The sequence below is a fragment of the Thiogranum sp. genome (genome assembly GCF_058323355.1).
In genome coordinates this window covers 17734-29727 of the sequence record NZ_JBTTIO010000053.1, presented here as the reverse complement: position 1 = coordinate 29727, position 11994 = coordinate 17734, and the positions used below count along the sequence as shown (strand labels likewise).

Genomic DNA, 11994 nt, shown 5'->3' with positions numbered 1-11994 from the left:
GTCTCAAAATAACTTAGCGACAAATCACGCACTTTATTTATGGTTATGTGGCTGAGCAGCAATATGAAGATTGCAAGTTCCGTCGAATAACAGGAAGACTGAAGAAACACAGAGTACCGGGGTGCCTCCGGGCAACCCGGCACTTCACTGAAAACAGGCTGTGGAATAAGCCGTATTAGAATACAAGCTGCCAGTTGGCCAGAAACTGCCAGTCGGCGCTCATTTGCAAACCGTCAAGGTCTTCATATACAGGTATACCGGCTTCCATGGATAGCCGGTTGCCCTGAAATACACCGCCCGGCCCGTAGATATTTATACCGGCCAGCAAATCGATGCGCGACCCGCCCTGAAGGTCAGGGTCTGCCGTTGCCACCATCATGGGATCAAGCCTGGCATCAGTGCCTTTGATCCTGTCCCAGCGTTGCCCTTTCAGGCGTAATGAAGCTTTCAAGCGTGATGATAACGAACGGGTGGCCCAGCCACTCACTTCCAGACGGTCACCTAACGTGTATTCGTTATCGTTTTCCCCGAGCCGGATTGTTGCCATTGCCTGCGCACCCCAGCACCAGCCATTGGCCTGCCGCGTCCAGGTTATTCCAGGCAACAGGTTCCATGTACCGGATCCTGGCTGCATCGGGTAAGGCAACTGTGCGCCGGAAGCCGCCGGGGTATCATCACTTGCATCAATTTCACCCGTCGGCGCGGACAGGCCAAGCGTCAGTAACAACTGTTGCCGCAATGCGCTCTGCAAGGTAAAAACACCCCTGAGACTGACATCCCCAACACCGTCACTGTGCGTGGTAAAACGATCGCCCATACGGGTTATGTGGTCCATGTCCTTGCGAACCAGCGGCACCATGGCCATCAGCGACAACCGGCTATTCACGGCGTACATAACACCAAACATGTGCATTTCCGTATCCATACGTAAAGGCGCAACCATGTATTCGGTTAATACCCTGGCCGTGCTGACATGATCACCGCCATCCCGCATGCCTTCCATATGCATACGCATGTAACTGTAGGAAAACATCAGGTCACCACTGGAATGGACGTGGTCGCCCATAACGCCGGCCGGAGCCTGTCCCAGGTGCGCCGCATGATCGGCATGATGGGTATGATCAGCCGCCTTCGCCACTGCCAGCATCATTGTAGTCAGCAGCATGAACACAATTCCTGGGTGTGTTTTCAACATATTCCGCCTGCAGCCCGTCTGGTTGGTATCGAGGCAGGCACTTTATCAATTGGGTTCAGTCGGTTGAATGCGACACATTGTCGCACCCCTGACTGCTAGAATAACCACCATGCTGACGCAAGGCTCCGAAAAATCGAGTAGCTCAAGCAACCTCCGTCGTCTGGCGCTGCTGCGTGGCTTGCTGCTTGTTGCGGAAGTACTCGCGGTGCTGGGCGCCCATTTCCTCGCCGATATACCACTACCCCTGACTGCACTGCTTACCGTCTTTATACTGATGGCAGTGACCAGCCTGTGGACCTGGCGTCGCGCCAACTGCGGCGCCACTACTGGTGACCGGGAATTTTTCCTGCAACTGTGCATCGACGTACTGGCACTGGCGGTTGTACTCTATTATACCGGTGGAGCCACCAACCCCTTTGCCTGGCTTTTCCTTATACCACTGATTATTGCCGCTACAGTGCTGTCTGCTCCGGCCACCTGGCTGATGGCTGCACTGACGACGCTATGCTATTCACTGCTTTTCTTTTACTACCAACCCCTCGGTAACGATGCGCCTATGCAGCATGATCAGGCCTTTAGTCAGCATATCTTTGGCATGTGGTTCGGCTTTGCGCTCAGTGCCGCACTGATCGCATGGTTTGTCACCGGCATGGCCAGGACACTGCGCGAGCGCGACAGCCTGCTCGCCAGGGCCCGTGAACAGGCGCTGCGTGATGAACAACTGGTAGCACTTGGTACACTGGCAACCGGTGCTGCACACGAACTGGGCACACCACTTTCCACCATGGCAGTCGTAACTCGCGAACTGGAACGTTCGGAAGTGCCGCAAGACATGAAGCATAAACTCGAAATACTGCGCAGCCAGGTCGAGCGCTGTAAACAGGCACTATCCGTCATCTCTGCCTCAGCAGGCCAACTACGCGCTGAAAGTGGCAGGCTGATTCCGGTACAAGACTGGCTTGAAGACGTTATCAACAACTGGAAAGCACAACGCCCAAATGCGAAACTTTCAGTCGAGCGTCCGCCACAGCCGGTGGAAGCCGCCATCATCGACGAACAAACGCTGCAGCAATCGATCATAAATCTGCTCAACAACGCGGCTGATGCATCGAAACAGGCGCCCAATATAAAAGTCCACTGGAACACACAGCACCTCACAATCGATATCCTTGACCGTGGGCCGGGACTGCATCCTGACGCTTCTGCTGCGCTCGGTGAACGCAAGCGCAGCAACAAGGAACATGGCCTTGGCCTCGGCCTGTTCCTGACACACGCAACACTACAGCGACTGGGTGGTGATATCGCCCTGTTCGACCGCAACGGAGGCGGAACCTGCACCCGAATCCGGCTACCCCTGACACAACTGAATCCAATGCCATGAATCAGCCTGCCAGCACACAACCCAGCCTGTTGATCGTTGACGATGACGAGATTTTCTGCGAAGTACTCGAAGATGCCCTGCGAACCCGTGGCTACCTGGTGCAAAGCGCACATAACATTGCTGACGGACTGGAAAAAGCGCAAAGCCTTGACCCGGAGTATGCCGTTATCGATCTTCGCATTGGCCACGAATCCGGTTTGTCACTGGCAGCGCAACTACACGCGCGTGATGAAAATACACGCATGGTGATTCTGACCGGCTTTGCCAGCATCGCCACTGCGGTGGAATCTATCAAGCTGGGAGTAACACACTACCTGGCAAAACCCGCCGATGCCGATGAGATTCTTGCTGCACTACACAGGGATGAAGGCGATCCCGGTATACCCATTCCCGACAACCCGCTCAGCGTCAAACGACTGGAGTGGGAACACTTGCAGAAAGTACTGACAGAATGCAATGGCAATATCTCGGCTGCTGCAAGAAAGCTTCATATGCACCGCAGGACGCTGCAGCGCAAACTGGCAAAACACCCGGTCAGGGAATAAGCAACAGGATCAGTGCGCGGCAATCCACACGGTAACGCGCCGGTTCTTTGCCCAGGCCTGTGCGTTACTTTGCGTAGCCACAGGTTGCGTCTCTCCAAAATAACGAGACTCGATTGCCCCGGCGGGCACGCCCCGGGAACGCAGGTATCGCGCCACCATGCCGGCGCGCTTGCGCGAAAGCGCCAGATTGAAATTCTCGTCGCCGCGCTCATCAGCATGTCCCCCAAGGACAATACGGATATCACGTTTTTTACGGTACTCACGGGCAATATCTTCGAGAATCCGCCGTGACTGTCGACTCAGCTTTGCACTATTCGTGGAAAAGAACACCCGTTTCTCCATCAGCGGCTCAAAGTCCAGATAGAGCAAGCCCGCTGTACACTCGAGGAACTTCGGCAGCGCCTCGCGGAAGCGTACCGGCATCAACGTAACCCTGACCCGATCCTTGCCATCACCCCAGTCGTCAAACTCAATAACCGGCTGCATGCCCTGCTCCAGCTCATAATAAAGCCGTAACGCCTGGTCACGAGGTATTTTCAGAGGTGTTTTACCCTGTTGCAACCTGAAGCCTCCCAGATCCCTTGACATACCCTGGTGCCGCCAGGGCGGAGTTTCGGAGCGAATCTGCACCTGCTGGTCACGCACCGGCGGCTGTTCGACCAGCAAGGAAAATTTCAGGCGTTGCCCGGATTCCTGTTCAAAACGCGCACGTCCGAAGCGGGGTATCTCATGGGTCAGGGCGCAGTGCCCCGGCTTGCTGTCAACCACCCATTCAGATGCCTCCCAACTGGTCTGGAACTGTTGCAGACTGGCCGAGGCAGGGAAGCCGATGAACTGGGACACCAGCATGCAGCAGGCGGAGACAAGTACTCTGTTTAAATGAACCATGGCCTGTTTTCGACCCAAACTGCTTCCATCTTGAGTCGCAGCTTCCATCGCGTTGTCTACACAGACTATTTCGGCCTGATATTCGTGTAACCCTGCGCTCAATGTCTGCCACCAGGGGCTTTGGTCTCCTCACAAAATCCGGGTGCATTTGTCATTCTGACATGACATATTGTCAGTATGACGCCATGCCTGTCAGAAACACCAACCATCACATCGATGAGAAAAACCTGCGGAAGAAATCTATTTTCAATATTATTTTCAGTCTGTTACAAAAGTACACGCATGCTTTCACTGGCTCGTGACATGCTTTTACCCATTGTTGATACGCGGTAGGCTGACCGGCATGCACAACACACCCGACTTGCTCGAACTGATTGACGGACTGATCTCGGCACCTTCGGTGAGCAGCGTCAATCCAGCCTTCGACCAGGGTAATCGGCAGGTCATCGAACGGCTGGCCAACTGGCTCGACCCGCTCGGCTACCAGGTCGAGATCATGCCCCTGCCCGGCCGCCCCGACAAGGCCAACCTGATTGCCACGCTGGGCAGTGGGCCAGGCGGGCTGGTACTGGCCGGGCACACCGATACCGTACCGTGGGACGAAGGACGCTGGAATTTTGATCCGTTCCGGCTCACCCGGCAGGATAATCGCCTGTACGGGCTTGGCACCTCCGACATGAAAGCCTTTCTCGCGCTGGCCATCGAAGCCGCGAGCACCTTCGAGGCCAGCCAGTTTCGCGAACCGCTGATACTGGTCGCCACGGCAGACGAGGAAAGCTCCATGGCTGGCGCCCGTGCGCTGGTGGATGCCAAACGGCCGCAGGCGCGCTATGCAATTATCGGTGAGCCCACCGGCCTGCGCCCGGTACGCCTGCACAAGGGCATCCTCATGGAAGCGATTCACTTGCGCGGTCAGTCCGGCCATTCCAGTGATCCGTCACTGGGCAATAATGCGCTGGAAGGCATGCACCGGGTGATCGAGGAACTGCTGCGCTGGCGGGGTGAGTTACAGGCCGAACACCACAACCCGCTGTTTGAAGTGCCGGTACCAACACTCAACCTGGGTCATATTCATGGTGGCGACAATCCCAATCGTATCTGCGCCGACTGTGAGCTGCACATCGATCTGCGGCCATTGCCCGGCATGGAAATCGAGGCGCTGCGCCACAGCCTGCAAACCCGGTTGTCCCGGGTCATTGAAGGCAGTGGCCTGGAGCTCGACTGCCACCCGCTGTTCGAAGGCACACCGGCCATGGAAACCCATGCCGCCTCCGACATTGTTCGCGTCACGGAAAAACTTACCGGTTACAGTGCAGCAGCGGTTGCCTTTGGTACCGAGGCACCCTATTTCAATGACATGGGCATAGACACCGTGGTGCTCGGCCCCGGAGACATCGGCCAGGCCCACCAGCCTGACGAGTACCTCGCCTGCGATCGCATCGAGCCGACAATCAGGCTGTTGAGACAATTGATCCAGCGCTTCTGCATCGACGTCGGTGAGTAGCCCTGTGCTAACGAAACCGGTAACCTAGCACGCATGCCCGACAAAACGATCAAAAAGAAACAGGACAGTTTCGTCGAAAACATCCGCCAGGCAGCACCCTATATCCAGGCGCACCGCGGCTCGACCTTTGTGCTGATGTTCAGCGGCGAGGCCGTGGATGAACAGTTTGAAAGCCTGGTTCATGACATCGCCCTGTTGCACACGTTTGGCATCCGGCTGGTGCTGGTACACGGTGCACGCCCGCAGATCGAACACCGTCTGAAGCTGCGCAAGGCCGGAATGCAGTATGTGAATGGCCTGCGCGTTACCGACGATGAAGCACTGGCCTGCGTCAAGGACGCGGTTGGCAGCCTGCGCGTTGAAATTGAAGCACAGCTGTCCATGAGCCTGGTCAACACACCCACAGCCAATGCGCGTATTGGTGTGGCCAGCGGAAACTTTGTCATCGCCAAACCGCTCGGCGTTCGCGACGGCGTGGATTACTGCCACACCGGTGAAGTGCGGCGCCTGGACACCGGCGGCATCCGCCAGCAACTGGAAGCCGGCCGTATTGTGCTGCTGTCAGCGCTCGGCTATTCACCCACGGGAGAAGTTTTTAACCTGAGCGCAGAGGAAGTTGCCACGTCTGCCGCCATTGCCCTGCACGCAGACAAGCTGATCCTGCTGACTGACAGCAACGGCCTGCGCGACAGCCGGCGCCGGCTGATCCGGCAGCTGTCGTTGCAGGAAGCAGAACAGCTCCTGCATTCACGGCGCAAGCTGGACCCGGACCGGGAAAGACACATTATCCATGCGATCGACAGCTGCCAGCGCGGGGTACGCAGGACTCACCTGGTAGACCGACAGCAGGACGGCGCACTGCTCAGGGAGCTGTTTACCCGCGACGGTGTCGGCACCCTGATCACAGCGGAAACCTACGAAGGTCTGCGCGTTGCCAGCATCGACGATGTTGGTGGCATCCTGCAACTGATTGCACCACTGGAAGAAAGCGGTGTGCTGGTACGGCGTTCGCGTGAAATGCTGGAAATGGAAATCGATCACTTCATCGTCATTGAACGTGACGGCATGATTATCGCCTGCGCGGCACTCTACCCCTGCAGCGGGAACATTGCCGAGCTGTCCTGCCTGGCCGTGCACCCGGATTACCGGAAACAGGGCCGGGGCGACCGGCTGTTGCAGGCTATCGAGCAGCGTGCCGCCAGGGGTCAAATCCGGCGGCTGTTTATTCTCACCACACGCACTGCACACTGGTTCCGCGAGCGGGGATTTCGCAGCGCTGAACTGTCCGACCTTCCCGTGAAAAGGCGGAACCTGTATAACTACCAGCGCAAGTCCAGGGTGCTGATAAAAACCATCGAGACACCCGACTCAACAGGGTAGTCCGAATTTCTCAAACCCGGGGGGATGAACAAGGCGGAACCAGGTGCAGCAAAAGCGGACGGACAAACAACCACTACGCATCGCCCAGATTACCGATACCCACCTCTATGCGGCCGCCGATGGCAGGCTGCTGGGCCTCGACACCCGCAGATGCCTTGACCGGGTTTTACAACTGGCGCAGGAAAATGGCTCACCTGATCTGGCTGTTGCCAGTGGCGACCTGGCACACGATGGCAGTGCCGCTGCCTATCGGCAGCTACGCGCGCAGATGGGCCGGCTGGGTGTTCCCGTCTACTGCCTGCCCGGTAACCACGATGAAGCAAGAGCCATACGCGACCATCTCAGTGGCGAGGGCTTCCACTGTACCCGCAACCACCTGGCCGGCGGCTGGCAACTGGTCTTCCTGGATTCCAGCGTGGCAGGTCAGGATGGCGGACACCTGAATGCCTCGGAACTGGAAGCGCTGTCGCAGACACTCGCTGCACACCCCGGGCTGCCCACCCTGGTGTGGCTGCATCACCAACCGGTACTGATGGGCAGCCGCTGGCTGGATACCATGGCCATCGACAATCCTGATGCTTTCTTCGCCATCATCGACCGTCACCCGCAGGTACGCGCTATCGTATGGGGGCACGTCCACCAGGCCTTCGAACAACAACGCAAGGATGTCCGGCTACTCGCCTCACCCTCAACCTGTATACAGTTTCTGCCCGCCAGTGACGACTTTGCCGTGGATGAAATACCGCCCGGCTACCGCTGGCTGGAGCTCTACCCCGACGGCAGCCTGCAGACCGGCGTGGCGCGTCTCGCCGAGATTCCCGGTAGCATTGATCTGTCGGCAAACGGTTACTGATTCGACAACGGGTAACGTTCCATCAGGTAGCCAAGGCAATCCTGGCGGATCACTCTTTCGTCCAGGGTGAACATCGACGGCATCAACGGGCGTGCCGTCAGCAACAGTCCATCCTTGATGGTGAAGTAGCGCGAAGCCACATCATTGCCCTGCTCGTCGGTGGCTTCCAGTGGCAGGCTTGTCACACCATTGAGGTACGCCAGCGTGCTGCCGGCCGGCAGTTCGCGGAAATTCAGGTGGTCGAGGTCTTCGATAAAACAGATGTCCGCCGACGCATCGCCAAAACCGAAACTCAGACTGCGCGGCACGCGTACAATTCCCACGGTATGAAACACATCGACATCCTGATCGACCACTGGCTGGTCGGGGATTTCATTGAGGTGCAGGCAGGCATCGAGAAACTCCAGCGCATGCTGTTCGCCGGCCGTCTGCCCGACCTTGCCGCATTCGACCGTGACGGCCGGACAGATCCCGGCAAACGCCAGTGACTGCACACCCTTTGGCCGGGTGAAATACACCAGCGTGCGACTGAACAGGCTGGCCAGCCGCACGTAACGGTGGTCAACGCGGTTGATGCAGGCATAGTGCGGGTTGATGCCGGTGTTGTTGTGTACATCCACGCTGGCAAACGGCCGGCGCTTTTGCATGATGTCGAACACTTCGGCCATCATGCGTTTCTCCGGCGTTTCCGGGGCGTCGCTGCCCGGCCAGACCCGGTTGTAATCGGGCTGACCGGCCAGACGACGCAAACCGTCGCGGGCCGCATCGACATTACCGATAAACAGGCTCAATGAACGCGGCAGGTCGCGGTCATAATAGCGTTCCAGCAGTGCCTGCACCGCCAGCAGGCCGGTTGTTTCGTTACCGTGCAGCAGTACAGAAATGAACAACGGGTTTTCACGCCGGCCCTGCAGGTGCACCAGTGTCGGCCCGCCAAGCAGATCGGCAAGCTGTTGTGGCGGTGTATCGATAAATGCCTCGGGCAATGACTCCGGCTGTCGCAGCATGCTGCCCATCAGCTGTCCCACTCGTGCACGGGTTCCCCCCGTTTCTGGCGGTCGTAGTAGGCATTGGTCAACGCCTGCATGTCATGGCCATGACGTGCCAGCCAGGCACGCTGCCAGGCGGCACCGGTGCAGGCATTTTTGACCCGCTGCTTGATAATGGAAAGATAACGCTCACGATCTGCTGCATCGATACCCAACAGCTTCAGTCCATAACCCGCCAGTGGCACCAGCTTGTCCAGCAACAGGCTTTGCGCAGGCCCCTTGCGTCCGTCCAGCCAGGTAACCTGCGCCTCCAGTCCATCGCGCGCCGCCGCGTAAAAGTTGTCGCGCGCGGTGGCGAACGGCAGCTGGTTTTCCGGTGGTATTTCACTCTGCGCCAGTGCTTCCACCAGTCCAAAATAAAATGCTGCATTGGCAATACTGTCGATCACGGTAGGCCCTGCCGGCATAACGCGCTGCTCGATACGCAGGTGTGGCGTGCCATCGTCATCGAAACCGATAAGGGGCCGGTTCCAGCGCCAGATGGTGCCATTGTGCAAGCGCAAATGGCGCAATTCCCGCTCGGGTTCCTCATACTTCATAGGCAACAGCACAGGAAAGTGCTGCTGGTTTTCGACAAAGCACTCGAACAGGGATGCCTTGATGTAACCGGTGCCGAAACTGACACGGCGTACCGGGCCACGACTGGCGCCGGCAAACCCACCCACTTCTACCGACTGCTCAAACAGCGGGATACGGGTTTCTTCCCACAACTGTTTGCCAAACAGGCAGGGCGAGTTGGCGCTTGCCGCAACCAGTGGTGCAGACAGGATCTGTGCTGCATTATAGTAACGGGGCGCCTGTTTCTGGCCGACCTTCAGGTGCAACTGCAGGGAGGTGGTCGCGGATTCCAGCATGACATCCTGGTGCACGATCTGAAGATGCTCGTGCCCTTGAATGTCCAGCGTCAGCGGTTTGCCTTCCCGCAAACGCAATACCTGCTCATTGAGCGCGCGGTAGCGTTCCAGTTTCGACATATTATCCAGGCTGAGATCCTGCTGGCGTACGCTGGGGAGAATTCCGATCATCATCAGGCGCGTGCCACCGATGCCGGCCGCCACCCGCTCACTTTCCCGCCAGGTTTCGTCGAGCTGTCGGTGCAGGCGCGATAACGCACGCTCCCCGAGCGGTTGCGGATAAACGTTCAGTTCGACATTGAACTGTGCCAGCTCCGGCACAACCAGCGGATCGCCCATGGCGTTGAGAAAATCCTGGTTCACCGATGCCGGGCGGGCCTGCCTGTCGATCAGCCAGGCCTCCAGCTCCAGACCGCAAACCGGCACCCGGGTGGAGAACACCTCTTCCTCAAACCAGCGGCCCAGCAACACGGTCTCGGAAACCAGGCGTTCGCGGAAGGTTTCGAAATCGGCAAGCACGAACTGGCTGTGGCTGATCTCGTCACCCATGCGGCACCCTGCTCCCTGATGATGAATCAAGTTCCGCCAATCGTTGTGGTGTGCCAACATCCGTCCAGCGACCGCGATAGTGTTCGCCACTTACCTGGCCACGACGCATGGCCTCGCGCAACAGGGGGGCCAACGGGAAAGCGCCTGGCGCATGCCCCCTGAATAACCCGGGACGGTACACACCGATACCGCTGAAGGTCAATGCAGAGGTTCCAGCATCTGTGACCATACCTTTTTCCAGACTGAAATCCCCCTGCCGGTGGTGCGGTGGATTGTCGACCAGTACCAGGTGGGCAAGCTGCGACGGCGGGTGATGCAGGCTGGCATAGGGGTAGTCCGTCCAGATATCGCCATTCACCACCAGGAAAGCCTCGTCGCCCAGCAACGGCAGCGCACGGTAAATACCGCCGCCGGTTTCAAGCGCACCTTCCGGCTCGGCTGAATAGCGGATCTGCACACCAAAACGCGAACCATCGCCCAGGTATGCCGTAATCTGTTCACCCAGCCAGGCATGGTTAATCACCAGTTGGTGAAAACCGGCATCACGCAGTGCCTCAATGTGATACACGATGAGTGGCTTGCCGGCGACTTCCAGCAACGGCTTTGGCAACCGGTCCGTCAGTGGTCGCATGCGCTCGCCGCGTCCGGCTGCGAGGATCATGGCTTTCATAGCGCCGCTACAGCACGCTCTGCCAGTTCACCCACCAGCGACAGTTCCGGGTAGTCAGCGCAGACTTCACTGACATAACCCAGCGTACGCGGGATATCCGCAAGGTAGCCGGGCTTGCCATCGCGGTGCTTGAGGCGTGCAAAGATGCCGGCCGCCTTCAGGTGCCGCTGCACGCCCATCCAGTCGAACCAGCGCAGGAAGTCGGCTTCACCCCCCTGCGCCTTGCGCATGATGCCGCTTTGCAGGGCAAGGTCATAGTAACCGGCCACCCAGTCCTCGATCCGTTCGCGCGGCCAGCTGATATAGCAATCGCGCAGCAGGGACACCAGGTCATAGGTCACCGGCCCGATCACCGCGTCCTGGAAATCGAGTATGCCCGGGTTGTGCCGGTCGCAAACCATGAGATTGCGGGAATGGTAATCCCGGTGCACACACACCTGTGGTTGTGTCAGTGCGCTGTCTGCCAGCCGATTGAAACAGGCCTCCAGTTCTGCCGCCTGCGTACTGTCCAGCTCAATCCCCAGGTGCCTGCCCAGCAGCCAGTCGCGAAACAGCCCCATCTCGGCCAGCAACAGTTCCCGATCGTAGTCTGGCAGGCCGCAATCTGCTGCCACACAACTTTGCAGTGCGAGCAGCGCGCCCATGGCATCGCCGTACAGGCGGTCCACCGTGGTATTGTCCAGCGCATCCAGGTAACTGCGGCTTCCAAGATCCGACAACAGCAGAAATCCCTGTTCCAGATCGCTGGCAAGGACTTCCGGGACATGCAGGCCAAGCGCCAGCATCAGAGCGCTGACATGGATAAACGGCCGGCAATCCTCCTGCCCGGGCGGTGCATCCATAAGAATAAAGCTGTTATTACCACGGGAGATACGGAAATAACGGCGAAAACTGGCGTCTGAAGAGGCCGGTGCAAGCGCCATGTCCGGCCAGTCAATTTGACGATGCGCCCATTGCCGAAGCAGTTCGAGCCGGTCTGTCATGCGTATCCCGTGCTGAGTCCCGTGGTGGTTACGCGCATTATAACGGCATGCCTGGATAAATAACCCTGACGTCCATGGCGGGCAGTGGAATCGGGCGCGATTTTGCCTGAACAATTGAATATACTGGCTACTTGCGCGATGAG

At 58.2% G+C, this 11994-nt stretch carries 11 protein-coding genes; 5 read left to right on the top strand and 6 right to left on the bottom strand.

Annotated features, from left to right (window positions below; genetic code table 11):
* Positions 1-175 precede the first annotated feature (175 nt).
* Positions 176-1165: a transporter gene (locus tag ACW81B_RS07495; protein WP_491579595.1), complete on the bottom strand. Its 990-nt coding sequence runs from the start codon at positions 1163-1165 to the stop codon at positions 176-178.
* 139 nt (positions 1166-1304) lie between these two features.
* Here ACW81B_RS07495 and ACW81B_RS07490 point away from each other — a divergent pair, with 139 nt between their 5' ends.
* Both ACW81B_RS07490 and ACW81B_RS07485 read left to right on the top strand, forming a co-directional pair.
* The gene (locus tag ACW81B_RS07490; RefSeq protein ID WP_491579594.1) at positions 1305-2576 is read left to right on the top strand and encodes an ATP-binding protein; all 1272 of its coding nucleotides are present in this window, start codon (positions 1305-1307) and stop codon (positions 2574-2576) included.
* Positions 2573-3121, top strand: a complete 549-nt coding sequence (locus ACW81B_RS07485) for a response regulator transcription factor (RefSeq protein ID WP_491579593.1) — start codon at positions 2573-2575, stop codon at positions 3119-3121. The genes ACW81B_RS07490 and ACW81B_RS07485 overlap by 4 nt, the downstream gene beginning before the upstream one ends.
* Before the next feature lie 9 nt (positions 3122-3130).
* Here ACW81B_RS07485 and ACW81B_RS07480 read toward each other — a convergent pair whose 3' ends face one another.
* On the bottom strand, positions 3131-4009 hold the full coding sequence (locus tag ACW81B_RS07480) for an OmpA family protein (protein WP_491579592.1): 879 nt from the start codon (positions 4007-4009) through the stop codon (positions 3131-3133).
* A gap of 343 nt (positions 4010-4352) precedes the next feature.
* Between ACW81B_RS07480 and argE the strand changes: the two genes are divergently transcribed.
* The 3 genes from argE to cpdA are packed head-to-tail and all read left to right on the top strand — an operon-like array spanning position 4353 to position 7746.
* Entirely contained in the window at positions 4353-5513 is a 1161-nt protein-coding gene (gene argE, locus ACW81B_RS07475) for an acetylornithine deacetylase (protein ID WP_491579591.1), read from the top strand.
* Between the two features lie 33 nt (positions 5514-5546).
* Positions 5547-6893 (top strand): amino-acid N-acetyltransferase, encoded by a 1347-nt coding sequence (gene argA, locus ACW81B_RS07470; RefSeq protein ID WP_491579590.1) that lies wholly within the window; start codon positions 5547-5549, stop codon positions 6891-6893.
* A gap of 43 nt (positions 6894-6936) precedes the next feature.
* Positions 6937-7746: a 3',5'-cyclic-AMP phosphodiesterase gene (gene cpdA / locus ACW81B_RS07465; RefSeq protein WP_491579589.1), complete on the top strand. Its 810-nt coding sequence runs from the start codon at positions 6937-6939 to the stop codon at positions 7744-7746.
* Here the strand turns inward: cpdA and ACW81B_RS07460 are convergent.
* Genes ACW81B_RS07460 through ACW81B_RS07445 form a run of 4 tightly spaced genes read right to left on the bottom strand, consistent with a single transcriptional unit; the run spans position 7740 to position 11851 of the window.
* Positions 7740-8762: a M14 family metallopeptidase gene (locus ACW81B_RS07460; protein ID WP_491579588.1), complete on the bottom strand. Its 1023-nt coding sequence runs from the start codon at positions 8760-8762 to the stop codon at positions 7740-7742. The two genes, cpdA and ACW81B_RS07460, sit on opposite strands and share 7 nt — an antisense overlap.
* Complete coding sequence (locus tag ACW81B_RS07455; protein WP_491579587.1) at positions 8762-10198, bottom strand: glutamate-cysteine ligase family protein; 1437 nt, start codon at positions 10196-10198, stop codon at positions 8762-8764. The genes ACW81B_RS07460 and ACW81B_RS07455 overlap by 1 nt, the downstream gene beginning before the upstream one ends.
* Positions 10191-10868: an N-acetylmuramate alpha-1-phosphate uridylyltransferase MurU gene (gene murU / locus ACW81B_RS07450; RefSeq protein ID WP_491579586.1), complete on the bottom strand. Its 678-nt coding sequence runs from the start codon at positions 10866-10868 to the stop codon at positions 10191-10193. Before murU ends, ACW81B_RS07455 begins: the two co-directional genes overlap by 8 nt.
* Entirely contained in the window at positions 10865-11851 is a 987-nt protein-coding gene (locus tag ACW81B_RS07445) for an aminoglycoside phosphotransferase family protein (RefSeq protein WP_491579585.1), read from the bottom strand. The genes murU and ACW81B_RS07445 overlap by 4 nt, the downstream gene beginning before the upstream one ends.
* Positions 11852-11994: the final 143 nt, after the last annotated feature.

Bases quoted from the DNA above. Each gene is read 5' to 3' on its own strand.
- ACW81B_RS07455 (WP_491579587.1), bottom strand. From the start codon at position 10,198: ATGGGTGACGAGATCAGCCACAGCCAGTTCGTGCTTGCCGATTTCGAA.
- ACW81B_RS07445 (WP_491579585.1), bottom strand. From the start codon at position 11,851: ATGACAGACCGGCTCGAACTGCTTCGGCAATGGGCGCATCGTCAAATT.
- ACW81B_RS07490 (WP_491579594.1), top strand. From the start codon at position 1,305: ATGCTGACGCAAGGCTCCGAAAAATCGAGTAGCTCAAGCAACCTCCGT.
- murU (WP_491579586.1), bottom strand. From the start codon at position 10,868: ATGAAAGCCATGATCCTCGCAGCCGGACGCGGCGAGCGCATGCGACCA.
- ACW81B_RS07480 (WP_491579592.1), bottom strand. From the start codon at position 4,009: ATGGTTCATTTAAACAGAGTACTTGTCTCCGCCTGCTGCATGCTGGTG.
- ACW81B_RS07460 (WP_491579588.1), bottom strand. From the start codon at position 8,762: ATGGGCAGCATGCTGCGACAGCCGGAGTCATTGCCCGAGGCATTTATC.
- ACW81B_RS07495 (WP_491579595.1), bottom strand. From the start codon at position 1,165: ATGCTGCTGACTACAATGATGCTGGCAGTGGCGAAGGCGGCTGATCAT.
- argE (WP_491579591.1), top strand. From the start codon at position 4,353: ATGCACAACACACCCGACTTGCTCGAACTGATTGACGGACTGATCTCG.
- ACW81B_RS07485 (WP_491579593.1), top strand. From the start codon at position 2,573: ATGAATCAGCCTGCCAGCACACAACCCAGCCTGTTGATCGTTGACGAT.
- argA (WP_491579590.1), top strand. From the start codon at position 5,547: ATGCCCGACAAAACGATCAAAAAGAAACAGGACAGTTTCGTCGAAAAC.